This is a genomic window from Streptomyces sp. NPDC003035, from assembly GCF_042888285.1.
Lineage (GTDB): Bacteria > Actinomycetota > Actinomycetes > Streptomycetales > Streptomycetaceae > Streptomyces.
The window spans coordinates 51,653-77,404 of record NZ_JBIAPJ010000003.1 but is presented as its reverse complement, the minus strand read 5'-3'; the positions used below and the strand labels follow the sequence as shown (position 1 = coordinate 77,404).

The 25,752-nt window shown below is 72.8% G+C and carries 24 protein-coding genes; 10 read left to right on the top strand and 14 right to left on the bottom strand.

Annotated features, from left to right (window positions below; genetic code table 11):
- The first annotated feature begins 83 nt into the window (after positions 1–83).
- Together ACFYV5_RS10040 and ACFYV5_RS10035 are read left to right on the top strand one after the other, a co-directional pair.
- Positions 84–704 carry a phosphatase PAP2 family protein gene (locus ACFYV5_RS10040; RefSeq protein WP_389167795.1) on the top strand — a complete coding sequence of 207 codons (621 nt, stop codon included), beginning with the start codon at positions 84–86 and terminating at the stop codon, positions 702–704.
- A gap of 188 nt (positions 705–892) precedes the next feature.
- A complete protein-coding gene (locus ACFYV5_RS10035) occupies positions 893–1,282 on the top strand; it encodes a hypothetical protein (protein WP_389166569.1) in 390 nt (129 codons plus the stop codon).
- 153 nt (positions 1,283–1,435) lie between these two features.
- Here the strand turns inward: ACFYV5_RS10035 and ACFYV5_RS10030 are convergent, their stop codons facing one another.
- Both ACFYV5_RS10030 and ACFYV5_RS10025 read right to left on the bottom strand, forming a co-directional pair.
- Positions 1,436–2,308, bottom strand: coding sequence for a TIGR03943 family putative permease subunit (locus ACFYV5_RS10030; protein WP_389166566.1), 873 nt, complete (start codon positions 2,306–2,308; stop codon positions 1,436–1,438).
- Positions 2,305–3,330 (bottom strand): permease, encoded by a 1,026-nt coding sequence (locus ACFYV5_RS10025; RefSeq protein ID WP_389166564.1) that lies wholly within the window; start codon positions 3,328–3,330, stop codon positions 2,305–2,307. Before ACFYV5_RS10025 ends, ACFYV5_RS10030 begins: the two co-directional genes overlap by 4 nt.
- A gap of 507 nt (positions 3,331–3,837) precedes the next feature.
- On the opposite strand from ACFYV5_RS10025, the gene ACFYV5_RS10020 reads away from it, so the two are divergent.
- The 3 genes from ACFYV5_RS10020 to ACFYV5_RS10010 all read left to right on the top strand — a co-directional run bounded on the left by ACFYV5_RS10020 (position 3,838) and on the right by ACFYV5_RS10010 (position 7,231).
- Entirely contained in the window at positions 3,838–4,830 is a 993-nt protein-coding gene (locus ACFYV5_RS10020; protein WP_389166561.1) for an ion transporter, read from the top strand.
- Between the two features lie 179 nt (positions 4,831–5,009).
- Positions 5,010–6,794 (top strand): bifunctional metallophosphatase/5'-nucleotidase, encoded by a 1,785-nt coding sequence (locus tag ACFYV5_RS10015; protein ID WP_389166559.1) that lies wholly within the window; start codon positions 5,010–5,012, stop codon positions 6,792–6,794.
- A 137-nt stretch (positions 6,795–6,931) separates the two neighbouring features.
- A complete protein-coding gene (locus tag ACFYV5_RS10010) occupies positions 6,932–7,231 on the top strand; it encodes a DUF1876 domain-containing protein (RefSeq protein WP_355112616.1) in 300 nt (99 codons plus the stop codon).
- 57 nt (positions 7,232–7,288) lie between these two features.
- On the opposite strand, the gene ACFYV5_RS10005 is transcribed toward ACFYV5_RS10010, so the two are convergent.
- The 5 genes from ACFYV5_RS10005 to ACFYV5_RS09985 all read right to left on the bottom strand — a co-directional run bounded on the left by ACFYV5_RS10005 (position 7,289) and on the right by ACFYV5_RS09985 (position 11,911).
- The gene (locus ACFYV5_RS10005) at positions 7,289–7,966 is read right to left on the bottom strand and encodes a CBS domain-containing protein (RefSeq protein ID WP_389166556.1); all 678 of its coding nucleotides are present in this window, start codon (positions 7,964–7,966) and stop codon (positions 7,289–7,291) included.
- An 86-nt stretch (positions 7,967–8,052) separates the two neighbouring features.
- Positions 8,053–9,300, bottom strand: coding sequence for a glycoside hydrolase family 64 protein (locus ACFYV5_RS10000; protein ID WP_389166554.1), 1,248 nt, complete (start codon positions 9,298–9,300; stop codon positions 8,053–8,055).
- A 94-nt stretch (positions 9,301–9,394) separates the two neighbouring features.
- On the bottom strand, positions 9,395–9,952 hold the full coding sequence (locus ACFYV5_RS09995) for an exonuclease domain-containing protein (RefSeq protein ID WP_389166551.1): 558 nt from the start codon (positions 9,950–9,952) through the stop codon (positions 9,395–9,397).
- Positions 9,953–10,001: 49 nt separating this feature from the next.
- A complete protein-coding gene (locus tag ACFYV5_RS09990) occupies positions 10,002–10,667 on the bottom strand; it encodes a GntR family transcriptional regulator (protein WP_355112623.1) in 666 nt (221 codons plus the stop codon).
- Between the two features lie 68 nt (positions 10,668–10,735).
- Positions 10,736–11,911 (bottom strand): CaiB/BaiF CoA transferase family protein, encoded by a 1,176-nt coding sequence (locus ACFYV5_RS09985; RefSeq protein ID WP_389166547.1) that lies wholly within the window; start codon positions 11,909–11,911, stop codon positions 10,736–10,738.
- Positions 11,912–12,047: 136 nt separating this feature from the next.
- On the opposite strand from ACFYV5_RS09985, the gene ACFYV5_RS09980 reads away from it, so the two are divergent.
- A complete protein-coding gene (locus tag ACFYV5_RS09980) occupies positions 12,048–13,262 on the top strand; it encodes an acyl-CoA dehydrogenase family protein (protein ID WP_389166545.1) in 1,215 nt (404 codons plus the stop codon).
- A 52-nt stretch (positions 13,263–13,314) separates the two neighbouring features.
- Here ACFYV5_RS09980 and ACFYV5_RS09975 read toward each other — a convergent pair whose 3' ends face one another.
- Together ACFYV5_RS09975 and ACFYV5_RS09970 are read right to left on the bottom strand one after the other, a co-directional pair.
- The gene (locus tag ACFYV5_RS09975; protein WP_389166543.1) at positions 13,315–13,854 is read right to left on the bottom strand and encodes an FBP domain-containing protein; all 540 of its coding nucleotides are present in this window, start codon (positions 13,852–13,854) and stop codon (positions 13,315–13,317) included.
- 107 nt (positions 13,855–13,961) lie between these two features.
- On the bottom strand, positions 13,962–15,443 hold the full coding sequence (locus ACFYV5_RS09970) for a PLP-dependent aminotransferase family protein (RefSeq protein ID WP_355112629.1): 1,482 nt from the start codon (positions 15,441–15,443) through the stop codon (positions 13,962–13,964).
- Positions 15,444–15,545: 102 nt separating this feature from the next.
- Between ACFYV5_RS09970 and ACFYV5_RS09965 the strand changes: the two genes are divergently transcribed.
- Positions 15,546–15,755, top strand: a complete 210-nt coding sequence (locus ACFYV5_RS09965) for a hypothetical protein (protein ID WP_389166541.1) — start codon at positions 15,546–15,548, stop codon at positions 15,753–15,755.
- A 74-nt stretch (positions 15,756–15,829) separates the two neighbouring features.
- Here the strand turns inward: ACFYV5_RS09965 and ACFYV5_RS09960 are convergent, their stop codons facing one another.
- The gene (locus tag ACFYV5_RS09960; RefSeq protein WP_389166539.1) at positions 15,830–17,230 is read right to left on the bottom strand and encodes a DUF6777 domain-containing protein; all 1,401 of its coding nucleotides are present in this window, start codon (positions 17,228–17,230) and stop codon (positions 15,830–15,832) included.
- 92 nt (positions 17,231–17,322) lie between these two features.
- Between ACFYV5_RS09960 and ACFYV5_RS09955 the strand changes: the two genes are divergently transcribed.
- Complete coding sequence (locus ACFYV5_RS09955) at positions 17,323–18,678, top strand: streptophobe family protein (RefSeq protein ID WP_389166536.1); 1,356 nt, start codon at positions 17,323–17,325, stop codon at positions 18,676–18,678.
- Between the two features lie 172 nt (positions 18,679–18,850).
- Here the strand turns inward: ACFYV5_RS09955 and ACFYV5_RS09950 are convergent, their stop codons facing one another.
- The 3 genes from ACFYV5_RS09950 to ACFYV5_RS09940 are packed head-to-tail and all read right to left on the bottom strand — an operon-like array spanning position 18,851 to position 23,159.
- Positions 18,851–19,846: a serine/threonine-protein kinase gene (locus tag ACFYV5_RS09950; protein WP_389166534.1), complete on the bottom strand. Its 996-nt coding sequence runs from the start codon at positions 19,844–19,846 to the stop codon at positions 18,851–18,853.
- Complete coding sequence (locus tag ACFYV5_RS09945) at positions 19,846–20,580, bottom strand: hypothetical protein (RefSeq protein WP_389167792.1); 735 nt, start codon at positions 20,578–20,580, stop codon at positions 19,846–19,848. The genes ACFYV5_RS09950 and ACFYV5_RS09945 overlap by 1 nt, the downstream gene beginning before the upstream one ends.
- Positions 20,581–20,624: 44 nt before the next feature.
- Positions 20,625–23,159, bottom strand: a complete 2,535-nt coding sequence (locus tag ACFYV5_RS09940; RefSeq protein ID WP_389166531.1) for an FHA domain-containing protein — start codon at positions 23,157–23,159, stop codon at positions 20,625–20,627.
- An 89-nt stretch (positions 23,160–23,248) separates the two neighbouring features.
- Here ACFYV5_RS09940 and ACFYV5_RS09935 point away from each other — a divergent pair, with 89 nt between their 5' ends.
- Positions 23,249–24,004: a TetR/AcrR family transcriptional regulator gene (locus tag ACFYV5_RS09935; protein ID WP_389166528.1), complete on the top strand. Its 756-nt coding sequence runs from the start codon at positions 23,249–23,251 to the stop codon at positions 24,002–24,004.
- On the opposite strand, the gene ACFYV5_RS09930 is transcribed toward ACFYV5_RS09935, so the two are convergent.
- The gene (locus ACFYV5_RS09930; RefSeq protein WP_389166525.1) at positions 23,968–24,774 is read right to left on the bottom strand and encodes a class II aldolase/adducin family protein; all 807 of its coding nucleotides are present in this window, start codon (positions 24,772–24,774) and stop codon (positions 23,968–23,970) included. The genes ACFYV5_RS09935 and ACFYV5_RS09930 overlap by 37 nt on opposite strands.
- A gap of 186 nt (positions 24,775–24,960) precedes the next feature.
- On the opposite strand from ACFYV5_RS09930, the gene ACFYV5_RS09925 reads away from it, so the two are divergent.
- Positions 24,961–25,632 carry a ThuA domain-containing protein gene (locus ACFYV5_RS09925; RefSeq protein WP_389166522.1) on the top strand — a complete coding sequence of 224 codons (672 nt, stop codon included), beginning with the start codon at positions 24,961–24,963 and terminating at the stop codon, positions 25,630–25,632.
- Positions 25,633–25,752: the final 120 nt, after the last annotated feature.

Sequence of the window (25,752 nt, the reverse complement as noted above, 5' to 3'; positions counted from 1 at the left end):
AGAACGACACGAGCAGCGGGGCGGGGCACGGGGTCGGGCCCGAGGCCGGGGCCGGCACGGGCCGGTCGCGCGGGCCCTGGGCTCTGCGGCGGAGCCTCGCCGCGGCGCTCCACGACCTGCGCGCCGTCGACGGTGCCGTGTACGCGGCGGTGGCCGCCACCCCCACGCCGACGCTGGACACGGGGCTGCGGCGGCTGTCCACGGCGGCCGACCACTCCAAGATCTCGCTCGCCGTCGCCGCCGCGCTCGCCGTGTTCCCCGGCCGGCCCCGGCGGGCCGCGCTCGCGGGTGTGGGGGCGGTCGCCGTGGCCTCCGTCTCGGCGAATCTGGTCGGCAAGCGCGTGGTCCGCCGACGGCGCCCCGACCGGGAGGCGGCCCGGGTGGGCGTGGCCCGGCACGTCCCCATGCCGGCCTCGGCGTCGTTCCCCTCGGGACACACCGCCTCGGCCGTCGCGTTCGCCACGGCCGTCGGAGTCGTCCTGCCCGTGGCCGCCGTGCCGCTCGGGGTCCTGGCGGGCGCCGTCGGCTACTCCCGTGTCCACACCGGCGTGCACTACCCCGGAGATGTGGCGGCGGGGGCGGTCCTCGGCGTCGCGAGCGCCGCCACGGCACTGGCCGCCGGCGCGTCCTGGACCGCGATCCGGCCCACCGACGGGTCGACCCTCGCCCGCCATGTACTGCTGGCCCGGCTCGGCCTCACATGAAGGAGTGACCCGGGCGGCGACCGTGCGACCATCTGTCGCCCGGCCGTCCGGCGGCTCCACGGCCGGTTCACCGGACCTACGGCGAGACACACGGGGGGCGTGCGCCCGGCGGGCCGATCGCCGTACTCAGATCCACCTGAGTAGTCGGCCCGACGCGATGCGAAGCCGGGGCGCATAGGCTCCGCGCCATGAGTGCTGACCGACACGAAGGCGACGGCGTGGGCGAACGCCTGGCCGTAGGCACGGCGGAGCCGTCCGGGACGGGCCCGGCGCCCCGGACCGGTACCCGGTCGCTGCTTCTCGGGCTCGGCGCCGTGGCCATGGGGGCCTGCCCCTGGCTGCCCGAGGCCGTCTCGCCGTGGATCCGGTTCTTTCCGGTGTACCTGATCGTCCCGGTCGGTATCTGGGCGATCGCCTCCGGTGTCGGCGTGTTGCGCGCCGCAGGCGCCGTAGGCGGGCCAGGCCCCGCCGCCCGTCGGCGCGCGTGGGGTGGGACCGTCCTGGGCACGGTGGCCGTCCTGGTGGCGGTCGGCGCAGCCATCTGGGCGTTCGTGGTGCTCAGCACCATGAACGCCTGATGCCGGCCTGCCTGGCCTGATGCCGGGCCGCCCGGCCTGACCCGCCCTGGCCGCCCCGGCCTGCCCGGCCTGATGCCTGGCCGCCCCGCCCCGCCCCGCCCCGCCCTGGCCTGACCCGCCTGGCCGCCCTGCCCTGGCCGCCCCGGCCGGGCGTCAGGCGCCGTCCTGTGCGCTCCCCGCCTTCTTCTCAGGGGGCCCTGACGTTCCGGAGCCGCCGGCCGGCGCCTCGTCGGCGTACGGGTTCCTGGGCGGCGAGACCGGTGTGACCTCGCCCGCGTCGAGTTGCGGCAGCGGGTCGTCCGGATCGACGTCGGTGGGCCGCCACAGGCCGGTGACCTCCGCCCAGGAGTCCGTCGGCGGAGCGGCGGCGCCATGGATCTCGATGCGCATCGGGCGGGCGTCGGCGGCGCAGCAGTTGACGGTGAGTCGGCTGAGATACCACGTTCCCGGACGGCTTCCGGGCGCCACGAAGCCCATGACCTTCACCTTGCGCCCCCGGACGCTCCACGTGTCGTGGACGGTGCGGCCGATGAACTCGCCCATCCGCAAGGGGACGGTCGGCTCGTCCTTCAGCTCGGCGTAGGCCGTCAGCTCGGCGGCGGCGGACGCACCGTCGCGCGCCGCCGTGTACGAGCCGAGCGCCGGGGGCGCGAAGAACAGCAGGCTGACGGCGGGTACGGCGAGCAACCAGGCGACACGCGGCGCGCCGTGCCCGTGCCCGTGCGCATGCCCATGTCCATGCCCGTGCCCGTGCCCGTGTTCGCGCCCGTGCGCGTCGCGGGCCGGGTGCCAGTAGGGCCTGCCGTCGGCGTCGTGGCGCAGCTGCATCACCGGCTGGCGCAGCCGGTCGGCCACGAGCGAGACGAGTCCCGCGATGCCGAGTCCGACCAGCAGCACACCGGACAGGACCAGCAGCGGCCAGAGGCCCTCCTTCACGTACCGCAGATAGACGTCGCTGCCGAGGGTGATCCGCAGCAGGGCCGCGCCGGTCAGGAGCAGCAGCAGGGGCTGGACGGGCTTGCTCACAGCAGCACTCCTCCGACGAGCAGGCAGGACAGGACGGCCACGACGAACGTGGCACTGGAGAAGCGGATCGCGAACGCCCGTCCGAATGCGCCGGATTGAAGGGCGATCAGCTTCATGTCGACCATCGGCCCCACGACGATGAAGGCGAGCTGGGCGGTGCGCGAGAAGCCGGTGAAGGAGGCGGCGACGAACGCGTCGGCCTCCGAGCAGACCGACAGCAGGACGGCGAGCAGGGCCAGCAGCAGGATCGACAGCCAGGGCGAGTCGGTGAACAGGTCGAGCACCGACGGCGGTACGAGGACGTTGAAGGTCGCCGCCGCCATGCCGCCGACCACCAGGAACCCTCCGGCGTGCAGGAAGTCGTGCTGCAGTCCGCGCCGGAACTCGGTCAGCCGGTTCGCGCCCGGGGCGTGACCCGTCGGCCCCTTGGGCAGCCGCAGCCACTCCTCGCGCCCCGCCCTGATCCACAGCCAGCCCATCGCCGCCGAGGTGAGCAGCGACGCGGACAGCCGGGCGAAGACCATCTCGGGGCTTCCGGAGAACGCGATCGCCGTGGAGACGAGGACGACCGGATTGACGGCCGGCGCGGACAGCAGGAAGGCGAGCGCGGCTGCCGGGGCGACCCCGCGCCGCATCAGACTGCTCGCGACGGGCACGGAAGCGCACTCGCACCCGGGCAGTACGACTCCGGCCGCGCTGGCCACCGGTACGGCGAGCACCGGATTCCTGGGCAGGGCGCGGGCGAAGACCCGCGCCGGGACGAACGCGCCGATCGCCGCCGAGACGACCGTGCCGAGGAGCAGGAACGGGATGCCCTGCACCACGATGGCCACCAGGAGCGTGCGCCAGGCCCCGAGAGCTGCCGGGTCGGTCCACGGCAGAGCGACCGGGAGGAAGAGGAGCAGGGCGACGGCCGCCGCCACCAACAGCGGGGTGGTGGAGGCCACCTGCCTCCACTGCCGTTCCTCCGTCGGCGCGCCGCGTTCCAGGGCTCTCGCGGTCGTCGGTGGCCCCTCGGCCATCGTGGTCTCCCGTCCTCGTGTCCACGTGACCGCCGGGTTCGGCGCACGCCTGTGCGCCCGCGGCGGGGTGCCGTGGCGGGCGGGGACACACTAGCGTTTGATAATCATCTTCATCTAGCTCTGGGGTTCGAGAGGCGAAGAGCGCGTGGGGCGCGGATGCCGCTGCCCCGGCGCGCGCCGCGGATGGCGGCGCTGATCGCGTTCCGCCCCGATCCTCGCCGACGAACTGGCCGGTGACGGACCGCTGTTCCTCCTTCCCCTGTGGGGCAGCGCCCTGCTGACGCTGCCGGGGCTCGCGTACCTCGTCGCCGAACGGCGCGTCCCACGGGCCCCACCGCCCCCTGATGCGAAACCTTCGAGCGGCGGTCACCGGACCCCCACCGACCGGAGTCCGGACCGCTCGCCGGGTGGTGCCGCCGACGGCGGCAGCACCCAGAACCCAGAACCCTTGGCCGTCCTCGCCGTTGGAACACCTGAGCACGGTTCAACGCATCGAGGAGCGCCGACATGCCCGATCAGTCCGCCGTGGCGGGCCCCAGCCACCGCGTCCGGGTGGCAGTACGGTGCCGCGAGATCACCGAGGCCCGCTGGTTCGCCACCGCGGTCTTCCTCCTCATCCTCGGCAACGCCGCGGTGCTCGGGGTGGAGACGTACGCGGGAGTCGCCACCAGGTTCCACGCCGAACTGCAGGTGGTCGAGCACCTCTTCCTGGCAGCCTTCGCGACGGAGATGGTCCTGCGCGCCGGTGTGTACGCCGTCCGGCCCCGGGACTTCTTCCGCGACCCGTGGAACATCTTCGATCTCGTCGTGGTCCTGACCGCCTTCATCCCCGCGGCGCGCGAGAACTCCACGGTCCTGCGCCTGCTCCGGCTCGCACGGGTGCTGCGCGCGGCCAGGTTCCTGCCCCAGCTGCGGATCGTCCTCGTCACCGTCGGCCGCAGCCTGCCCGGCACCGCCAGCTTCCTGCTGGTCGGAGCACTGCTGCTCTACGTGTACGCGATGGTCGGCTGGGTCTTCTTCGCCGCGCACGACCCCCAGCACTTCGGATCGATCGGCCGGGCCGTCCTCACCCTCTTCCTCCTGATGACGCTCGACGGGCTCGGCGACGCGGTCCACGCGGGACTGGCGATCTCCCGGTGGAGCTTCCTCTACTACGTCTCGTATGTGCTGATCGCCTCCTTCGTCCTGGTCAACGTGCTGATCGGGGTCGTGATCAACTCACTGGAGGAGGCCCGCGAGATCGAGAAGACGGAGGCGGGGGAGACCCCCTCCGGGGGCGGGATCGGGGCCGGGGGCGAGGGCGGGCGCGGGATCGGGGCCGGGGCCGGAGGCAAGGCCGGTGAGGAGGGCGCGGGCGACGAGGCACGGCTGCGCGAGCGGATCGCGGTGGCGCGGCGCGCTCTCGACGACGTGGAAGCGGCTCTCTCGACCCTGCCGCCACCGCGCGTCCACGCGCGCGTGGACAAGCCGGCCGCCCAAGGCGCCCCCTCCCAGAAGTGAGTTCGCGGCGGTCGGGCCGCCGGCGCGACCGCCCTTGCCCGCCCCCCCCGCCCGCTGGGCCGGGCGTCGACGAAGCCCGGTCATTCGCCATGTCTTGCCGCGCAGTCCGACGTTCATGGCCATGACACCAGAGGGAGTTGAGATGAGTTCGCTCGTCCCACTCCGAAGGAGTCATCGCCTTGAGAAACGTCCTTCGCCGGATCGGCGTCATCGCCGTGAGCGCCGCTCTCCTCGGCGGCGCGCTGTCCGTCACACCGGCCGCAGCAGACGACACCCTCGACGTCCAACTCCTCAGCATCACCGACTTCCACGGCTACCTTCAGCCGCCCACCGCCGGACAGGGCGGACGCATACCCGCCGGCGACGGCACCTCGGTCACCGTCGGCGGCGCCGCCTATCTCGCCACCCACCTCAAGCGGTTGCGCGCCGGACACCCCCACTCCGTCTTCTTCTCCACCGGCGACAACTTCGCCGGCTGGCCCTTCGAGGTGGACGCCTTCCAGGACGAGCCGACGATCGAGGTCCTCAACGCACTGGGCCTGCGCTTCTCGGCCATGGGCAACCACGAGCTGGACGTGTCCCCGGACTTCCTCGTCAAGCACATGGAGCAGGGCCGCTGCTTCGGCACGGTCGGCGTGGACAGCTGCTTCACCGATTCCACCGGACGCCGCTTCCACGGCGCGGACTTCGACTTCCAGTCCGGCAACATCGTCTCCTCGCGCACCGGTCGCCCGGTCGTGGATCCGTACCGCATCGAGTGGTTCCGTACCGCCTCCGGCAGGCGCGTCCCCGTCGGCTTCATCTCCACCACGGTGGAGGCCACCGTCACCGGTTCGACGTCCTATCAGCCGGGACTGCGCGCACTCGACCAGGCGCGGACCATCGAACGCTCCACCGAGGAGCTCAAGCGCCGCGGCGTCGAGGCCATCGTCCTCAACGTGCACGAGGGCGGCTCGCCGAAGTCCGCCGCGACCTCCGGCTACGACGCGTGCGACTCCGCCTACGGGCCGGTGATCGAGCTGGCGAAGAAGGTGACACCCGAGATCGACGCGGTCGTCACCGGCGACTGGCACTCGCGCTTCAACTGCATGGTGCCCGACCCGGCCGGCCAACCCCGCCCGGTCGTCGAAGCCGGCAACCACGGCGCCCTGATCAGCGAGATCAACCTCTCCCTCGACCCGGTGACGGGCGAGGTCCGCAGGGACCGCACCCGATCCGTGAATCATGCGGTGACGCGTGACGTGGCACCGGACCCCGAGGTCCAGCGGATCGTCGACCACTGGGCCGCGCGCGGAGCCGAGCGCTTCGCCGAACCGCTCGCGACCCAGACCGGCTCCTTCACCCGTACGCCGAACGCCGCGGGCGAGAGCACCGCCGCCGACCTGTACGCCGACGTCCAGCACTGGAACGCCAACCGCACGCGCCAGGGGCGGGCCGATCTGGCGCTGATCGCCGCGCGGCCCGCCAAGGGCAGCACCGCCGTACGCGGAGACCTGCCCCACGCCAAGGGAAGCCACCCCGCCGACGCGGACGGCCGCATCCTGTTCGGTGAGTCCTGGAACGCGTACGGCTACGGGAACCCCGTCCTCACCGTGAGCGTGAAGGGGAGTCGGCTGGACGCGATCCTCGAGCAGCAGTGGCAGAAGCAGGCCGACGGCACGGTGAGGTCCGCCCCGCTCGCCGTGTCGCGCAACGTCTCCTACCTCTACGACCCCGCGCGTCCGGTCGGCGACCGCGTCTCGCCCCGCGACGTGCTCATCGACGGCCGGCCGCTGGATCCCGAGCGCACCTACCGGGTGGCCGCGCTCGCGTACACGGTCATAGGAGCCGACGGCTACAGCGCCTTCGCCGGCTATACCGCTCCGGTCCGTAACGGGGCGGACCACGAGAGCTTCGTGGACTACCTCAGGGCCCACAAGAAGATCTCCCCGGCGCCCCTGAACCGCGTCCGCGTCAAGAGCTGACGTCGGACGACGGGCGCGACCCCGTTCCCACGTACGCCGTGCCGTCGCCGCGCGCCCACGCGCGCGTGGATGGATCCTGGGAGGAGGAAGGAACGCGCGGCGATCTTACGCGTCCCGACGGCGCGAGGAGGCAGACCATGACACGGACCCTCGAGTGGACGGTCGGCCTGGAACTGGTCGAAGAGGACGGCAGGACCAAGGCCGAGGCGCATCTGAACACCGGCACGTCGACCCTCACCGGCCACGGCAGCGCACGGTGCAACCCGTCGGACGTGGACGTTCCGGCCATCGGCGACGAGCTCGCCGCCGGCCGGGCCATGAAGGACCTGGCGGGCCAGTTGATGCGAGAGGCCAACCGGGAGATGGAGGCGGTGGGCGCGGGGACGGTACCCCAGCACACCGGCCCCGGATACGGCTGGCCGGAGGCGGTCTCGTAACGGGACCGCCACCCGCACCGGGCCCGCCGGCCTTCCGCCGGCGGGCCCGGCCGGCTGTCACGGCCGGTGCGGCGCCTGCCCACCGTGGCGGCCGCCGCCACCTTCGCCTTCGTCTTCGACCTCGCCCTTGTCCTTGCCGACGTCGTCCTCGACGTCGTACGACAGCCGGTCCACGACCTCCACGACGCCGTCCACGCTCTCGCAGAGCCGGACGAAGACCGGAGCGAGGCTCCGGCGCTCCAGCGTGCCGCTGAGCGTCACCCGGCCCTCTTCCACGTCGATGTGGAGGGAGGCGGGGGAGAGCCCGAGGATGCGGGTGACCACGTCCTCCAGGATCTCCTCCTGGATCGCTCGGTCGCGTCGCAGGAACAGCTGGAGCAGATCACTCCGGCTGAGCACACCGATGAGCTGCCCGCCCGCGTCCACCACCGGCAGCCGCTTCACCCGGTGCCGTTCCATGAGCCGGGCCGCCTCGACCGCCGTCCAGGAGGGGCGGGCCACCACCACGGGGCTGGACATCATGGCCCCGGCCGTACTGGGCCCGCCCTTGGCGGTGTGGCGCCGCAGCAGATCCGCCTCGGACACCACGCCGACCGGCCGGTTGTCCTCGTCGACCACGGGCACCGCGGTGATGCCGTACTCGTCGAGCAGCCGCGCGATCTCCTTGAACGGCGTCCCCGGCTGCACGGCCACCGCGGTCGGCGTCATCAGGTCTGCCACACTGCGGTTCCGCATCGCCGGTCCCGTCCCTTCTCCGCTCCTTCGTCCATGATCCCCCACGCGGACCCGGGGACGGCGTCGGACGCGGGGCGGCGGGCCCCCTAGTCGAACGGGTCGAGGGTCACATACGCCTGTCGCGGATCGCCGTCGTGCACCAGCGACTCGTGGGCGCCGACGTCGTCGAAGGCGAAGCCGTACGCCTTGCCGTCCGCCATCTGCGCGTGGATCTCGCGCGCGTAGTGGTTGGTCACCGGGTCCCGGTAGAAGCCTGCCGACGAGGTGTCCGGCTGGTTCGGGTTCGTGAGCAGGGTGGAGCGGTTGAAGCCGGCGCAGAGGGTACGGGAGATAGGGCCCCGGACCTGGTCGTTCGGCGCGTCGAGCCGCTTGTAGCAGCCGAAGACGCTGTCCGAGTCGGGCTTCTGGAAGGAGGTCACGACGGCCCCCGCGCCGTCCGTGAAGTTCATGACGTCGCCGGAGACCCGGCCGTGGTACTTCACCGAGGGCCGGTCGGCGAAGGGGGTCACGGTGAGCGTCGAGCCGGTGTACGTCGACCACACGCGGTTGATGTAGTCGTCCATGACGCCCGCCGGGAGCGCGCCGGCCTCGATGCCGTGGCTCGGGGCCAGGGCGCGCAGCACAGTGCCGTCGGTCCGGGTCTGGACGAGGCGCGACCAGCCGCCCGGCCGGCCCCTGAGCGCGTCGAAGAAGCCTTTGTACCCGCCGGGCTTGAGCCGGCCGGTGGTGGCGACGCTCCCGTCGGGACGCTTGACCCCGACGGCGTACGGGGCCGAGACCATGTCCACCTGGGTGCTGTTGATCCAGAGCCCGGCGTCGTTGAGCGTGTACTCGGACCAGTTGAAGAGGATGTTCCGGTTGGGATCGCTCGGGTTCTGTACGGCGGGCTGCACGAGGCCGCCCGTCGCGAGCTTGAAGACGAGCTTCTGGCCGTAGCTGAAGTAGATCCGGCCGGAGAACTTCGGCAGACGGATCGTCATGGATCCGCCGTTCGCCGGGCCGACGATGGCGGCGTCGGGCGCGGGGACGGGGACGGAGCCCCCGGCGGGCCAGGGGTGGAAGGTGCCGTTGGCGTCCGCCCAGCCCTGGCGGCCGGTGGAGAGTTCGGTGCCGAGGTTGTAGACGTACACCTGCTCGCCGCGGCCCGAGTTGTTCCTGAACGTCAGCGGGATCGTAGCGGGCACCGCTGCCGGGGCGGCGGCCCGGGCGGCGCTCGGGGCGTCGGCGGCCCGGACCGTGGGGGAGGGGCCCGCGAGGATGACGGCGGTGCCGATGAGGGCGGCGGCGGTGACGGGGGCGAGCGGCGTGAGCCTGCGTCGATGGCGGGAAGGCATGGGGGAGGGCTCCTCTGGGTGGGGGTCAGGAGGAAGCTGAGAGCGCTCTCAGAATGGTGAGGATGTTATGACCCTGTCAATCCTCCGGACCCGGTTACGTGGGCCAGGCCCCGCGCTCGTGCAACCGCAGGACGAGTGCGGCGATGTTCCAGGCGTCGTCCTCGCCCCGGTGGTGCCGCCCCTCCAGCGGCAGCCCCGCGAGTTCCAGCGCCTGGGCCATGCCGGGACGCTTGGCCAGGCCGTTCGCCTCGGTGAACACGGCCTTGGCGTTGGTGTGGTGCTGGCCGAAGGGGTACGCCGTACCCGTCACCCGGCACTGGTGCGTGAACTGATTGCGGTCGTAGTCGCCCCAACTCGCCCACGGCCGGGCCGCGGCGGCGTGCTCGACGGCGAGCTTCCGGCAGGCGGCGGCGAAGTCCAGGCCGGTGTCCACCTCGGCCTGAGTGAGTCCGGTCAGCTCCGTGCAGAACGAACTGACCGTGGAACGGGTCGGCTTGACCAGGACGCGGTGCCGGCCGATCCGCTCGCCCGCGTCCAGGTCGACCACGGTGAGACCGATCTCGATGATCTCGCTCACCGCCCCCGGCGGCCGCTTCCCCTCCCAGCAGGTCGCCTCGACGTCGACGATGTTCAGCAGGCGTCCGTGTTCCATGGCGTCGAGGCTAGGGAGTCGGTGAGGACCGGTCATCCGGTTTTCCGCCTCAGTCCAGGTCCAGGACCTCCCGCAATGCCGCGACCGCGTGGGCCCGGTGCTCGCTCAGCTGACGCACCGCGGCGTGCTCGTCGCCGTGGCGCACCGCAGAGATGACGGCCCGGTGCTCGCGCACGGCCAGTTCGCGGTGCGGTACCTCGGTGTAGTAGAGCGCGCGGTAGGCGTCCGTGGCGTCCCAGAGCGTGCCGATGAGCCGGACCAGCCGGGGCATCCCGGACGCCTCGATCAGGGTGAAGTGGAAGCGGCGGTTGGCCGCGGCCATCTCCGTCACGTCCCCGGCGTCGGCCGCCCGCTCCACCTCCCGCTGGACGGTCTCCAGCGTGGCGACCAGTCCGTCCCCGCCGCGGACGACGGCCAGGCGGACCGCCTCCGTCTCGAGGAGCTCCCGGATCCGGTAGATCTCCTCCAGATCCGCGAAGGACAGCTCGGCGACGAAGTACCCGCGGTGGATGTGGTGCACGACGAGGCCCTCGGCCTCCAGCGTCTTCAGGGCCTCGCGCAGCGGGACCCGGCTGACGTCGAGCCGCGCGGCGAGCGCGTCCTGGCGGATCTGGTCGCCGGGCCGCAGCTCCCCGGTGGTGATGGCGCGCCGCAGCTCCTCAAGGACGAACTGCTGGGCGGTCGGCGGCCGCCGCTTCTGCACCGCGCTGCTCATCGCCTGTGACCCTTCCTTCGGTTCCGTGGCCGGTCCGCGGTCCCGCGGTGCCGGATCCGTACATCTTCCTACGGAGTACGGGGGAGCAGTCCCAGCTCGGTGAGCAGGGACTCGGTGTGCTCGCCCAGGCGCGGGGGAGCCGCGCGGTAGGCGGGCGGCGTGGCGCCGAACGCGATCGGGTGGACGACCTGGCCCGGGCCTGCGGCCTCGTTGGGCACGCGCGGTTCCAGGCCGAGACGGTCGGCCAGCTCGAAGGCGGCGGCGAGATCGTTGATGGGTCCGCAGGGCACGCCGGCGGCCGTGAGCTCCTCGAACCAGCTGTCGGCGGTCCGCTCGGCGAGCGGACCGGCCAGAGCCCCGAGCAGCTCCTCCCGGTGGGCGACGCGGGCGGTGTTGGTGGCGAAACGGGCGTCGTCGGCGAGCCCGGGGAGCCCGAGCCGGGCACAGAGGGTCCGGAACTGGCGGTCGTTGCCCACGGCGAGGACGAGCGGCCGGTCCTCGGCCTCGAACACCTCGTAGGGGGCGATGCTCGGGTGCCGGTTGCCCATGGCGCGGGGGACCACTCCGGCGCCGAGATAGGCGGCCGACTGATTGGTGAGCGCCGACAGCAGGGAGGTGAGCAGGGAGACCTCGACACGCTGGCCCTCTCCGGTGCGTTCCCGGTGGCGCAGGGCGGCGAGGACACCGAGACCCGCGTGGAGCCCGGTGATCACGTCGACGAGCGCCACACCCGCCTTCGTGCCCTGCCCGTCGGGCTCGCCGGTCACGCTCATCAAGCCGCCCATGGCCTGGACGAGCAGGTCGTAGCCGGGCAGGTGGGCGCCCTCCGCCGCGCCGAAACCGGTCACCGAGCAGTAGACGAGCCCGGGGTTCGAGCCCCGCACGTCCTCGAAGCCGAGACCGAGCTTCTCCATCGTGCCGGGCCGGAAGTTCTCCACCAGGACGTCGGCGCGGTCGACGATGGCCCGGGCCGCCTCCCGGCCCGACGGGTCGGTCAGGTCGAGGGCGACGGAGCGCTTGTTCCGGTTCACCCCGAGGAAGTAGGTGGCCTCGCCGTCCGCGAACGGCGGGCCCCACGCGCGCGTGTCGTCCCCGGACCCGGGCCGCTCGATCTTGATCACGTCGGCGCCGAGGTCGGCCAGAAGCATCGTCATGTAGGGGCCGGCCAGCACCCGGCCGAAGTCGGCGACGACGATCCCGGACAAGGCGCCCGGGCCGGGCGTCCCTTGGTGATCTGCGTGCATACCGCTCTCCTCCGCCCGGTGATCGGATCCAGGGGGAACGTACGCATCGGAGATCAGATATTCAATACTGGATCCAAAATCCGATCTGGCGCTACGCTCGGCACGCCGAGTAGCCGCACCAGCCTGGAGGCCGTCCGTGAAGCAGTCGCCGCAGTCGCCGCAGTCGTCGAACGCGTCGAAGTCGTCCCCCGTCCACCCCTTCGATCTGTTCGCTATCGACGGGCTTCTGACGGACGAGGAGCGGGAGATCCGCCGGACCGTCCGCGCCATGGCGGACCGCGAGCTGCGCCCCCACGTGGCCGGCTGGTTCGAGCAGGGCGCCATCCCCGCCCGCGAGCTCGCGCGGCAGCTGGGCGGCATCGGCGTGCTCGGCATGCATCTGGAGGGTTACGGCTGCGCGGGCACCAACGCCGTCGCGTACGGTCTGGCCTGCCTGGAACTGGAGGCGGTCGACTCGGGTCTGCGCAGCCTGGTCTCCGTCCAGGGCTCGCTCGCCATGTACGCGATCTGGAAGTACGGCTCGGAGGAGCAGAAGCAGCAGTGGCTGCCCGGCATGGCGGCCGGTGAGTACATCGGCTGCTTCGGGCTGACCGAGCCGGACGCCGGTTCGGATCCCGGGTCCATGCGCACCCGTGCCAAGCGGGACGGGACGGACTGGGTGCTCAACGGCACCAAGATGTGGATCACGAACGGCTCGGTCGCCGATGTCGCGGTCGTCTGGGCCCGGACCGACGAAGGGGTCCGCGGCTTCCTGGTGCCCGCCGGCACCCCCGGCTTCAGCGCCCCCGAGATCAAGCAGAAGCTGTCGCTGCGGGCGAGTGTGACCAGCGAGCTGGTCCTGGAGGACGTACGACTCCCGGCGGACGCGATGCTCCCCGCGGCGCGCGGTCTGTCCGGCCCGCTCGGATGTCTCAACGAGGCCCGCTTCGGCATCGTCTTCGGCGCCCTCGGCGCCGCCCGCGACTGCCTGGAGGCGGCGATCTCGTACGCCGGTGACCGCATCGTCTTCGAACGGTCCCTCGCCTCCTACCAGCTGACGCAGGCGAAGCTCGCCGACATGTCCCTCGAGCTGGGCAAGGGCATGCTGCTCGCCCTCCACCTCGGCCGCCTCAAGGACGCGGGGACCCTCACGCCCGAGCAGGTCAGTGTCGGCAAGCTGAACAACGTACGCGAGGCCATCGCCGTCGCCCGTGAGTGCCGCACGATCCTGGGCGCGAACGGCATCACCCTGGAGTACCCGGTGATGCGCCACGCCAACAACCTGGAGTCGGTGCTCACCTATGAGGGGACGAGCGAGGTCCACTCCCTGGTCATCGGCAAGGCGCTCACGGGCGAGCAGGCCTTCCGCTGATCCCCCGCGCCGCACCGGAGGGCCCGGTGCGGCGAGGCGGTGGACCGGCCGTCTAGCCGGCCGTCACTTTGGCCAGGAAGGCGTCGAGGTTGGCGGTCATCCGCTGGATCCGTCCGTCGACGTCCAGGGACTCCTCCTGGCGCCCGGCCCGCAGCTTGGGCTGGCGCTTGCCGCGGATGTAGAGGGAACACGCGAGGTCGGCGCAGAGGTAGATGCCGACCGTGTTCCCCTCGCGTCCACGGCTGCCGGCGAGCGGCGCCGCGAGCAGGGTCACGCCCGAGGAGGCGTGCCCCGTCAGGCAGACCTGGCAGAGACTGGACTTGACCGCGCTGGTTCGGCTCGTCGCGGGCACCCGCAGGGTGATGCCGAGCGGACCGTCCTCGCGGGGGACGACGAGGTGGGCGCGCAGCGGCGCGCCCGGGTCGACCCAGCCGAGGAAGTCGAGGTCCTGCCAGGGGAGTTCGGCGAAGTCCAGCGGCAGCTTGAGCCTGCTTGCCTCGCCCTTCGTGCAGTTCACGAACGACGAGCGGATCTGTTGGTCGGTAAGAGGTTCCACTCGGTGGACCGTACACGCACCCCGACGTGCGGGCATCCGGATTTCCCCCGGGCCGCCCCGGGCGGACCGCCGGCCCGCCACCCGCCCGCGCCGGCCCATCACCCGGCCGCCACCCGCCCGCGCCGGCCCGTCACCCGGCCGCCTCAGGCCACCCAATCCGGCAGGTTCGGGTCCGCGATCCGGGCCGGAGCACCCGACAGGGCCGCCGCCAGGCGTTCCGCCGCCGTGTCGTACACGTCCGTCGGAAGCGTGAAGGGGATGCGCAGCCGGTGCTCGTGGGTGCCCGGGTCCACACCGAACCGGGAACCGCCCTCGACCCGTACCCCGTGGCGGAGCGCCCGCCCCGCCAGGGACGAGGCGATCGGACGGCCGAGGTCGATCCAGAGGCAGAGCCCGCCGGACGGCAGGGTCCAGTGCCACTCCGGCACATGGCGCGCCAGCGCCGTCACCAGCGCCTCCCGGCGCCGCCGCAGCTCCTCCGCGCGGCCCGGCAGGATGGTGTCCAGGCGGTCGATCAGCTCGGCGGCGAGCAGTTGGTCGAGGACGGAACCCGCCAGATCGGCGGTGATCCGGACGCGCGCCAGCTCGGTGATCACCCGCGCCGAGGCCCGGGCCCAGCCGACCCGCAGCCCACCCCAGCAGCCCTTGCTGAGCGACCCGACGCTGATGATCTGCTCGCCGTGACCCGGCCCCGCGACCGCCGCGAACGGCCGCGGAGACGGTACGTCCAGGGCGATGTCGGCGAGCGTCTCGTCGACCACGAGCCAGGTGCCGGTGGCGTGCGCCGAGCGTGCCACCTCCCGGCGCTGCGCGTCCGGCATCAGATGCCCGGTCGGATTGTGGAAGTCGGGGATCAGATACGCGAGTCGGGGCGCCGTCTGACGCAGCGCCGCGTCGATCAGCCCGCTGTCCCAGCCGGACTCCGTGACCGGTACGGGGGTGATGCGCAGCCGCCGGCCCCGCATGGCGTCCAAAGCGTTGGTGTACGAAGGGTTCTCGGCGAGCGCCCGGTCGCCGGGGCCGCCGAGCAGCGCCAGGGAGAGGGACACGGCCTGCTGGGCCCCGGTCGTGACGAGGATCTGCTCGGGTCGGGTCGGCAGTCCGCGCCGCGTGTAGCGGTCGGCGATGGCGGCACGCAGTTCCGGCAGCCCGAAGGGGTGGTAGCCCTGCGTCCGCGCGTACCGCGGCAGTTCGGCCGAGGCCACGGCGAGCGCCTCGGCGAGCGCGTCGGCCGGGGCCTCCGGCGCGGCGAGCGCGAGGTCGATCGCGACGTCGGAGTGGCCGTGGAACGTGGCCAGGGTGATCGGTGCCTGGCTGTCCGGCAGCGCCGTCCAGGTGCCCGCGCCCCGGCGGCTGTGCGCGTACCCGCTCTCCCGCAGCAGGTCGTAGGCGCCGGTGACGGTCGTACGGCTCACCATCAGCGCGGTGGCGAGCTCCCGCTCGGCGGGCAGCCGCAGCCGCAGCGCGACCCGGCCGTCGAGGAGGGTCTCCCGGATGGCCCGGGCCAGCTCCCGGTAGCCGAACCTGCCGTCCGGCGGCCGTGTGAGCAGCGACGCCAGCTGGCGGCCCGTCAGGGTGCGGTCCGCGGTGTGGACCACAGTGCGGACCACTCGACCCTCTGCCATGCCAATCACTCCTTATTGGCTCTGCTGTCCAGGCCAATAAGCCTACAGACTCTCTTCAGTGGCCCGGTGGCCGTATGGCCGATGCGTGAGAGGAGACGACCGATGTCCGGACAACTGACCGACCGTGACGAGAGAATCTGGCAGCTCAGGGCCGAGGAGCGGGTGGCGCGGCCCCTGCCGATCGGCGCCTGGATCCGCCGGCTGGGAGCGGTGGTGGTGGCCCAGGTGGCGGCCCACCGCGCGGAGACCGGAGGGCGTGCCCCGATGGCCGCGGCCCGGCCGCGTCCTGCCCGGCCGTGCGAACCGGCATGAGCGTCGGCGCGCGCGTCGGCAACGCCGAAACCCCGTACCAGGAGCGGCCGGTACGGGGTCGGGGGCGGTCGGGGTCAGAGGACCGGTTGGGCCTGCGGTCCGGGCTGCGGTGAGCCGACGGAGGTCTGCGGGCTCTCCACCGAGGCCGACCGGTCGGTCGTCCCGTCCGTCGTCCCGTCGGTCGTGGTGCCCGTCGTGCCGTTCGTCGTCGTCCCGCCCGTGTCCGTTCCGCCCGTCGCCGGCTCCGATTGAGGGCTCGGCGCATCGGGTGACTTCGGCGCGGGTGAGGACGTGGAGGCGGAGTCCGAGGGGCACGGTGTCGGCGTCACGGTGCCACGGGGCTTCGGAGCCTCCCCTCCCGTCACCGTCACGCAGGGCACCGGCGAGGGCGGCGGGCTCGTCGGGGAATCGGTCACCAGGTCCGAGACGGAGGGCGACGGAGGAGCCGTCGGCGGACTGGTCGGCTTGTCCTGCTTGCCCGTGTCGCCCGGCTCGCGCGCGAACCAGCCGTCGTCCTTGGGGTCGTAGACGACGAAGATGTTGACCACGGTCGTGGAGGGCGACACGACGACCACCTGGTTGGCCCGATAGCCGGACCAGGCGGTACCCGTCGTCCTCGGAGCCTTCTGCGCGACCGGCGGCGTCAGCGGGTTTCCGCAGGCACAGCGCACCCGAGGGACGCCACGGTCGTCGACGAGTACGGCCGTACCGGCCTGCAGCACCGCCTGGTACGAGGTGGCGGAGCCGCCCCGGAATCCGTGGTTGGTCACCCGGGTGTCGACCCGGAGCTGAAGCGGGGTCAGGGAGCGCAGACGGTCCGGGACCTCCTCGGCCGTGATGCCGAGGACCGAGGCGAAGGCCGCGTTCTTGGCGGGCTCGTCGGCGAGGAAGCGGATCTGCTGCTCGACGTTGCAGCTCGCCGTGTTCCTCGAACCGCCGTACAGGCCCGCGGCGGAACCGTTCACGCTGCGCGTGGTGTTGGCGTCCACGGACTCGGTCGGGGTGGGCAGGGGCGCGGGTGACTGCGAGGCATCGGTCGCGGTCGCCGTGGACTTGGTGAACGGGTCGGGTCCCGAGGCGGAGGCGTTCTGCAGGAACACCTCTCCGCCGGCCGCACCTCCTCCGCCGCCGTTGCCGTCGGGGCGGGTGAGGACGAAGACCAGGGCGACGGCGGCGACCAGGACGGCGGTGACCGAGGCGACCTTCGGGACGGAGCGCCACCAGGGGCCACCGCCCGCGCCCCCGCCATCACCTCCGCTCCGGCCTCCACCGGAGGCGCCTTCGCCTCCCCCTCCGCCTCCAGAGCCGCCGGGGCCGCCGGGGCCGCCCGAACCGCCCCCCGAGCCGTCGTGCGGCCGATCGGGGGGTGGCGGGGGGCCGGCTGCTCCGGGGCGCGTGCCCGGGCCCGAGAGAGGACCCGAAGGCGGACCTGAGGGGGGAACCGAGGGGCGGCCGGACGGCGGGTGGGAAGTCACGTTTTTCCCTTTCTTCCGTTCCGGGCCCATTGTGTGCGCCGAACCCGTCCAGCCCGCAAGCGGACGGCATGCTCCGGTACTAGCGTGGACACGTGAGCCAACAGCTGCCCACCACCTCCCGACCGGCGCACGGCGCCCGGCAACTCGCCCGCCACTGGGGCGAGGCCCTGGCCGCCGTGGTCGCCGGTCTCCTCGCGATGGCGGTCGTCGCCGCGCTCGGCCTCTGGGCCGCGGGCGCCACCGACCTGCCCGGCGGCTTCGCGAGCGTCGTCGCCGCGGTGGTCGTCATGGCCGCGGGCGGACGCGTCGACCTCTCCGGCGACGCCGGAGCGCTCGCCGGTACGAACGCCGAACTCACCGCCATGCCGCTCACCGTCACCCTCGTGGGCGCACTGGTCACCGGCATCTGCTTCCTGCGCCCACTGCGCCACCACGCCGTCGCCGGGACCCGTGACCTCCTCGCCCGGGCCGGTCGCACCGTCGTCGTCTGGCTGGCCGCCCTGGCCTGCCTCTCCGCCCTCGCCCGGCACGACTTCCCCGTCTCGATCGGCGGCGGCCAGAGCCAGGACCCGATGTCCGACCTCTTCGGCGAACTGCTCGATGCGGCGAACCCGACCGTCGGCTTCCGCACCGACGTCGGAGCGACCCTCGGCTTCGGCCTCCTGTGGATCCTCGGCGTCCTCCTCATGGCCCTGCTGGTCTCCCGCCGAACCCCCCTGCCGCCCCGGCTCGTGCGGTACCAGGAAGCCGTACGGCCGCCGGCCTTCGCGATGCTGCTCCTGCTGCTCGTGTACGTCGTGCTCGGCCTGGCCATCGGGATCGTCGTGGCGGCCACCAAGGGTCATGCGGCCGACACCTTCGCCGTGATCCTGCTCGGCCTGCCCAACGTCAGCTGGCTCGCCCTCGGCGTCGGCATCGGAGGTTCCTGGGAGGGCACGGTCGAAGGGCCGTTCGGGCTGCCCATGCCCCAGATCCTCGACTCGGTCCTGCGCACGGACACGGCCGGCCTGTCCACCGTGGACCTGTCCTCCCTCGCCTCGTACGACTCCCGGGCCTGGTGGCTGCTGCCCGTGGCCGCCGTCCTGGTGCTGGCCGTGGCCTTCCTCTCGGCCGTCCGCTCGCCCGCCCGGACACGCCTCTGGCAGCACGCGCTCCATCTGGGGATCGCCTTCGCGCTGACCGTGCTGGTCGTCGCCCCCGTCACGCTCGTCGAAGCGCGGTTCGGGCTGTCCATCCTCGGCATCGGGGAGCTCGAATCCCTGGGCGGCGAGGTCCTGCTGCGGCCCCAGGTGTGGAAGACGGCCGGCCTCGCCCTCCTCTGGGGCCTCGTCGCGGGCTTCCTCGGCGGCCTGCTCGCCACCCGTGTCCACCGCCGCGGCGAGGTCGGCACAGACGAAGCGGGCAGCGGCGGGGCAGGCACCGGCGAGGCAGACTCCCGTACCCGCTGAGCCTGGGCCGTACCGACGTGTCCGCTGAGTCCGGGCCGTACCGACGTACCCGCTGAGTCCGGGCCGTACCGACGTGCCCGCTGAGCCCGGCGCCGCCCGCTGAGCCCGGCGCCGTACCGCCGTACCTGCCGCGCCGTACCGCCGTACCCGCCGGGTCCGGCCGGACCTCGCGTCAGGACGGCGGCTCCCGGAACACCGGCCGTGCCCATGCCGGCGGCGCGGGCGGAGCGGACGGCGGCTCCGGTCCGACCCGTCCGCTCCGGACGCCCGGACCGTCCGCGCCCCGCTCCAGCGCCGCTCGCAGCGCCGTGACGAACTCCAGGCACGTCCCGTACCGCTCCTCCGGCGCCTTGGCCAGCGCCTTCGCCAGCACCTCGTCCCCGGCCTCCGGCAGTTCCGGCCGCTCCGAGGAGAGCGGTGGCGGCGGATCGTACTGATGCGCCCAGAGCAGGGCCATGTCGTCGTCACGACGGAACGGCGGCACCCCGGCCAGCGTCTCGTAGACCACGCACGCCAGGCTGTACACATCGCACCGGCCGTCCACCGGCTTCCCCGAGATCTGCTCCGGCGCCACGTAGTCCAGCGTGCCCACGAACTGCCCCACCGTCGTCAGACCGGTCAGCGACAACGACTTCTTCGTGAGCCCGAAGTCCGTGAGGTACACATGCTCCGGATGGTCGCGGTCCGTCCCCTCGGCGACCAGGATGTTGCCCGGCTTCACGTCCCGGTGCACCAGGTCGTGCGCGTGCGCCGCGTCCAGGGCGGACGCGACCTGGATGGCGATCCGCCCCGCCTGCACCGGCGGCAGCGCGCCCTCGCGGTCCAGGAGCGCCCGCAGGTCCTGCCCGGGGACGTACCGCATCGCGATGTACAGCACCCCCTCCGTCTCGCCCGCCTCGAAGACCGGCACGATGTGCGGATGGTCGATCGCCGCCGCCACCCGCGACTCGTGCGCGAACCGCTTGCGGAAGGTGTCGTTACGGGCCAGTTCGGGAGCCAGGAGCTTCAGCGCCACCGTCCGGTCGAGGCGCAGATCGCGCGCCCGGTACACGACCGCCATCCCGCCGCGCCCGATCTCGGCATCCACCACGTAGCTCGCGATCTGCTTGCCGATGAGCCCCGACTCCCGGCCGACGGGGAGATCCGTGTGCCGGGAGGCGCCGGCCATCAGCCCTCACCCGGCAGGTTCGTCACGTCCACGACCCGGGTGGGCGGCGGTCCGGCCGGTTCGTTCGGCCGTCCACTCTCCTCGCCCTTCTCGCCCTCCGCGCCCTCCGCGCCCGCCGGGCCCGCCGGGCCCGATACGTCCGCGTCGAGCCGCGACACCACCCGCGTCGGCTCGTGCCCGGTGCCGACCCCCTCGCCCGCCGGGACGGCGGCCGCCGCCGAGGGCCCGGCGGAGACCGCGTACGCACTGAGCCCGGTCCCGTCGCAGTACACCCAGCGCTCGTGCTCCCCGTCGTACAGCCACAGCGACTCGCCGTCGACCACCATCCCGACGCGCAGCCCGAACGTGCGCCGCCGGAACGTGTCCCGGTCCGTGCGGCCCGCCGCCAACTCCTCCGCGGCCCGCCGGAAGCGGCCGAGCGACTCCTCCGCCCGGGCGATCAGCGGCCGCGGGTCGGCGGTCCTGGCGAGCGGCTGACGGGCCTCCGGCGGGTCGACGGGCACGGAGACGAGCAGCCGCGCGTCGACCCAGGCGGACCAGCCGTTCGAGCAGAGGACCTGTCCCCAGTCGCCGAGCCGCTGCACGAGCTCCACGGGCAGGAACGCGTCGAGCGGCACGGTGGGCAGGCCCGGATCGGGAGCCTCCCACGCGGGCATCCCGTCGCGCGGCACGACGTGCGTCGGCCGGAAGTCCGGCACGTAGTCCGGTACGGGGGGAGTGACCGGGAAACCCATGAACCGCCTGCCTCTCTGCTCCTTGCTCCGCTCGTTCGCTCGGCTCACTTGCGCATGATCACCGGCTCGTGCCGGCGCAGCAGCCGCGCGACGACGAAGCCGAGGACGAGACAGAGCACGACCAGCATCCCCATGTCGAACAGCCATGCGCCCAGGGTGTGGTCCAGAAGCGGATCCGCCGTCTTCTCGCTCGGTGCGGTCCTCCCGATGTCGATGGTGGCGCCCATCGCCGCGAACGCCCACCGCGACGGCACCAGCCACGCCAGCTGTTCGAGGACCGGCGACCCGTGCACCGTGAGCAGCGCCCCGCAGAACACCACCTGGACGATGGCGAGGAGGACCAGCAGCGGCATGGTCACCTCCTCCTTGCGGACCAGGGCGGAGACGAACAGCCCGAGCATCATCGCCGTGAAGGCGAGCAGGGCCACCGCGAGCGTGAGCTCCACGAGGGGCGGCAGGAGCACACCCTTGCCGTCCGGCACGTTCAGCGGCACCCCGATCAGCGCCACCAGGGTCAGGACGACCGCCTGGACGATCGTGATCAGACCGAGCACCACGACCTTCGACATCAGATACGCGGAGCGCGACAGGCCGACGGCTCTCTCCCGCCGGTAGATCGTGCGCTCCTTGACCAGCTCGCGCACCGCGTTCGCGGCCCCCGTCAGGACACCGCCGACACAGAGGATGAGCAGCACGTTCAGCGTCGACTCGGGGTTGAGGCTGCCCTCCGACAGGGCCCGGGCCATCGCGCCCATCACGAACGGCAGGGCGATCATGATGGCGAGGAACGTCCGGTCGGCGGCCAGGGCGGCGGAGTAGCGGCGCACGAGCGTACGGAGCTGGGAGCCCCAGCTCTGCGCCTTGGGCGGCGGCCCGGGTTCCGGTGCCGCTCCGGAGCGGGCCGGGCCCGGCCGGTCCATCGCGTCGGCGATGTACCGGCGGTGGGAGGGGGAGGAGCGGTACTGCTCCGCCCAGTCGCGGTCGCGCTCGTTCTCGAAGGCCTCGAACGCCTCCGGCCACTGCGCGAACCCGAAGAACTCCAGTGCGTCGCCCGGTGGCCCGTAGTAGGCCACCCGCCCGCCCGGCGCGAGCACCAGCAGCCGGTCGCAGACGTCCAGGCTCAGCACGCTGTGCGTGACGACGATGACCGTACGGCCGTCGTCGGCGAGGTCGCGCAGCATGTGCATCACCGAGCGGTCCATGCCCGGGTCGAGGCCGGAGGTCGGCTCGTCGAGGAAGAGCAGCGACGGCTTGGTGAGCAGCTCCAGGGCCACGCTGACCCGCTTGCGCTGACCGCCGGAGAGACTGTGGACGGGCTGGTCCACCCGCTCGCCCAGACCGAGTTCGCCGATGACCTCGTCGACCCGGGCCCGGCGCTCGGCCGTCGCGGTGTCCTCGGGGAAGCGCAGCTCGGCGGCGTACCCGAGGGCCCGCCGTACGGTGAGCTGGTGGTGCAGGATGTCGTCCTGCGGGACAAGCCCGATGCGCTGGCGCAGCTCCGCGTAGTCGCGGTAGAGGTCCCGCCCGTCGTAGAACACGGTGCCGCGGTCGGCGGGGCGCTGGCCCGTGAGCGCGCCGAGCAGGGTGGACTTGCCGGCGCCGGACGGCCCGACGACGGCAAGGAGGCACTTCTGCCCGACGGGGAAGGACACGTCGTCGAGGAGGGTCTTGCGGCCGTGGTCGACGGTGACCGCCAGATCCTGTACGTCGAGGGAGACCTCACCGGTGTCGGTGAACTCGACGAGCTGTCCGCCGATGAGGCAGAACGCGGAGTGACCGATGCCGACGATGTCGTCGGGGGTCACGCGGGAGTCGACCACGGGACGGCCGTTGAGGAAGGTGCCGTTGTGGCTGCCGAGGTCGTGGATCCAGTACGTGCCGTCCGGCTGCGCCCGCAGTTCGGCGTGGCGCCGTGAGACCACGAGGTCGTCGACGACCAGATCGTTGTCGGGCCCCCGGCCGATGCGCACGGTGCGGGTGGGGAGGGGTCGTACGGAGGTGGGTTGCCGGAAGGTGCCCGTGGCGGCCGGATGGGAGACGGCCGAAGGCCTGGGCGGAGTCCGCGGCGGCGCGGGGGCCGGTGGCTCCGGGGCCGGGAGGGGAGGAGGCACGGGAGTCGGCGGCTCGGGGGTCGGTACGGGCGGTGGCGCCGGGCCCGAGGAGCCGGGCTCCCGCGCGGGGGCCGGTTCGGGCCGTGACGCGGGCGCCGGCGCGCGCCCCGCCGCGGGAGCCGAATTGCGCCCCGCCACGGGAGCCGAATCGCGCCCCGAGAGGACCGCGCGCGGGCCGTCCCCGGGATGCCCGAAGCGTATGACCGTACCCGGGCCGACCTCGCGGGAAGCGACGCGGCGGCTGTCCGCGAAGGTGCCGTTGGTGCTCCCCTCGTCCTCCAGCGTCCAGTGCCCGCCGACGGCGCGCAGGACCGCGTGGTGCCAGGACGTCCGATCGTCCGATAGCACGATGTCGCTGGTGGGGTCGCGCCCGATGCGATAGACCCGGCTCGGACTCATCAGTGTCGCGTCCCCGTCGATCTCGAGGACGAGCTCGGGTGCGGCGGGTGCGACGGGCCGCTCTCCCATGCGTGAATCTTATCTTCCGGGGCCGATCCGTGCCTGCGCGAGGCGCCGGTATCGTGGGCGCCCCGATCGCGACGAAGGAGGGCCCACCCGTGCCGAAAGGCGTCACCAAGCGCCGGCCCCGGACCCGGGCCGCCCTGCTGAAGGCCGCTCTGGAGACATTCGCCGAGCACGGCTTCCACGCGACCTCGATCGAGCAGATCTGTGAGCGGGCCGGCTACACCCGTGGCGCCTACTACTCGAACTTCGCCAGCAAGGAAGAGCTGTTCCTCGCACTCTTCGACGAGCACAGCGAGCGGACCGTGCGCCGGCTGGCGGAGGCGATCGACGCCCTGCCCGCCGAGGAGTACACCCTGAAGCGGCTGGCCGAACTCGCCTCCCGGGTCGATCCGGACGAGCGGGACTGGTTCCTCGTCACCACCGAGTTCACCCTGCACGCCATCCGGGACCCGCAGGCGGCGTGGGTGCTCGCCCGGCACGACGCCCGCCTGCGGGCCGAGATCGCCCGCGGGCTGACGGCGGTGCTGCGCCGGGCCGGCCGGGAACTGACCGTGGACGCTGACCGGTTCGCCCGGCTGCTGATCGCCCTGCGCGAGGGCGGACTCGCGCAGAGCTATGTCGAACCGGCGGAGCTTCCCCCGGGCAGCCTCGAACGGGAGTTCCTGGCCCCGCTGTTGGCAGCGTCGACGCGGGTGATCGGGCCCTCCGCCGTGGATGAGGACGGGCGGGTGGACCTCGCGACGACGTGTGAGGTCGGGCCGGTGGACCTCGGCGTCGACGCCGGGGATCGGGCCGCAGACGGAGACGTCGGTCAGTCGAACAGGTCCGGGTCCGACGCCGTGATCTGATCCCACAGCGGGCGGGCCTGGAACCAGCCCGCGAGGTGGGTACCGACCTGCCCCCGCGTGATCAGCGCCGTCTCGCGGTCGATGAGCTGTGGCGTTCCCGCCGCCATCGCCAACAGCTGCGCCTGGCAGGAGCGTTCCATGGTGATGAACCACCAGACGGCCTCCGCCACCGAGTGCCCGACCGTGAGCAGCCCGTGGTTCTTGAGAATGACCGCCTTGTGGTCCCCGAGCGCCTTCGCGACCCGTTCGCCCTCGTCCAGCTCGTTGACCACACCCCGGTAGTCGTCGTAGATCCCGTGGTCCTCGAAGAAGGCGCAGGCGTCCTGGGTGATCGGATCCAGCGGGATGCCGAGGCTGGAGAACGCCTTGCCGTGCAGCGAGTGCGCATGCGCGGCGGCGACCGCGTCGGGGCGGGCCGCGTGCACGCGGGAGTGGATGACGAACGCGGCGCGGTTCACGGGACGGTTCCCGGAGAGCAGGGTGCCGTCCTGGTCCACGAGGATCAGATCGGACGCCTTGATCTGGCTGAAGCTCATCCCGAACGGGTTGACCCAGAAGGCCTCCGGGTTCTCCGGGTCCCGGACGGTGATGTGCCCGGCGACCCCCTCGGAGAACCCGAACCTGCCGAAGAGCCGGAAACCGGCGGCGAGTTGCTCCTTGCGGTACCGGCGTTCCTCCTCGACGGTGTCGAAGGTGGGCGGCAGGGGGAGGGTGACCCCTTCGGGCAGGGGACCGACTGCGGCGGCCAGGGCGGGCGGGAGTGTTTTCATCGATGCTCCTTACGCGGCGTGACGCGGTGCCCGCCAAAAGATACAGAGGCGTATCCGATGCGCCAATGGATCGCACGGAGCTCCCTCGGGGGAACGGCCTTGCGGGGCCGGGACCTCGCTGACTACCGTCGGACGGAAAGCGCTTACCGGCGCTCACCGGCGTGCTTGCCCCAGGGAGCTGACCTCGTGCCGAACACGGACGTCCTGATCTACACCCGCACCGCGGGCTACCGCCACGACTCGATTCCGGCCGGCGCGGCGGCGCTCGCGGAGCTGGCGACCAAGGCGGGGTTCACGGCCCAGGCGACCGAGGACCCGGCCGTGTTCACGGAGGAGCGGCTGGGGCGGTGCGTGGCGGTGGTCCTCCTGTCGACGACCGGCACGGTCCTGACGCCGTCCGGACGGGAGGCATTCGAGGCGTACGTCCGTGGCGGCGGGGGTCTCCTCGCGATCCACGCGGCGGCCAACGCCGAACCGGACTGGCCCTTCTACGGCGAACTCCTCGGCACCCGCTTCGACGGCCACCCCGAGATCCAGCCGGGTGTGGTGCGCGTGGACACCCATGACCACCCCGGAACGGCCCCGCTGCCGGGCCGGTGGTCCTGGACGGACGAGTGGTACAACTTCACGTCGAACCCCCGGGGGACCGGGGTACGGGTCCTGGCCCGCGCGGACGAGTCGACCTACCGGGGCGGCACGCTGGGCGCGGACCATCCCCTGGTCTGGTGCCGCGAGGCCGACCGCGGCCGCGTCTTCTTCACGGCACTGGGCCACGCGGCGGAGGCGTACGGCGACGAGACCTTCCGGGCACACCTCTCGGGCGCGCTGCGGTGGGTGTCGGGCACGGAGAAGTCCTGACCCTGCCGCGGAACAGGCCGCCGATACGGCCCCGGGGCCGCCCCCGCCCGGCCCGCCCCGCCCGTCGCGGGCCGGTCCTCCGGCCGCCCGGAGGCGTCGTCACCCCGGCGCCCCCTCCCC

Coding starts and splice junctions, on each gene's coding strand:
- ACFYV5_RS09990 (WP_355112623.1), bottom strand. CDS start 10,667: ATGAGCAGCGCGGTGCAGAAGCGGCGGCCGCCGACCGCCCAGCAGTTC.
- ACFYV5_RS09970 (WP_355112629.1), bottom strand. CDS start 15,443: ATGGCAGAGGGTCGAGTGGTCCGCACTGTGGTCCACACCGCGGACCGC.
- ACFYV5_RS09995 (WP_389166551.1), bottom strand. CDS start 9,952: ATGGAACACGGACGCCTGCTGAACATCGTCGACGTCGAGGCGACCTGC.
- ACFYV5_RS09965 (WP_389166541.1), top strand. CDS start 15,546: ATGTCCGGACAACTGACCGACCGTGACGAGAGAATCTGGCAGCTCAGG.
- ACFYV5_RS09945 (WP_389167792.1), bottom strand. CDS start 20,580: ATGGGTTTCCCGGTCACTCCCCCCGTACCGGACTACGTGCCGGACTTC.
- ACFYV5_RS10020 (WP_389166561.1), top strand. CDS start 3,838: ATGCCCGATCAGTCCGCCGTGGCGGGCCCCAGCCACCGCGTCCGGGTG.
- ACFYV5_RS10025 (WP_389166564.1), bottom strand. CDS start 3,330: ATGGCCGAGGGGCCACCGACGACCGCGAGAGCCCTGGAACGCGGCGCG.
- ACFYV5_RS09940 (WP_389166531.1), bottom strand. CDS start 23,159: ATGGGAGAGCGGCCCGTCGCACCCGCCGCACCCGAGCTCGTCCTCGAG.
- ACFYV5_RS10000 (WP_389166554.1), bottom strand. CDS start 9,300: ATGCCTTCCCGCCATCGACGCAGGCTCACGCCGCTCGCCCCCGTCACC.
- ACFYV5_RS10010 (WP_355112616.1), top strand. CDS start 6,932: ATGACACGGACCCTCGAGTGGACGGTCGGCCTGGAACTGGTCGAAGAG.
- ACFYV5_RS10005 (WP_389166556.1), bottom strand. CDS start 7,966: ATGCGGAACCGCAGTGTGGCAGACCTGATGACGCCGACCGCGGTGGCC.
- ACFYV5_RS09930 (WP_389166525.1), bottom strand. CDS start 24,774: ATGAAAACACTCCCGCCCGCCCTGGCCGCCGCAGTCGGTCCCCTGCCC.
- ACFYV5_RS10035 (WP_389166569.1), top strand. CDS start 893: ATGAGTGCTGACCGACACGAAGGCGACGGCGTGGGCGAACGCCTGGCC.
- ACFYV5_RS09950 (WP_389166534.1), bottom strand. CDS start 19,846: ATGGCCGGCGCCTCCCGGCACACGGATCTCCCCGTCGGCCGGGAGTCG.
- ACFYV5_RS09985 (WP_389166547.1), bottom strand. CDS start 11,911: ATGCACGCAGATCACCAAGGGACGCCCGGCCCGGGCGCCTTGTCCGGG.
- ACFYV5_RS09975 (WP_389166543.1), bottom strand. CDS start 13,854: ATGCCCGCACGTCGGGGTGCGTGTACGGTCCACCGAGTGGAACCTCTT.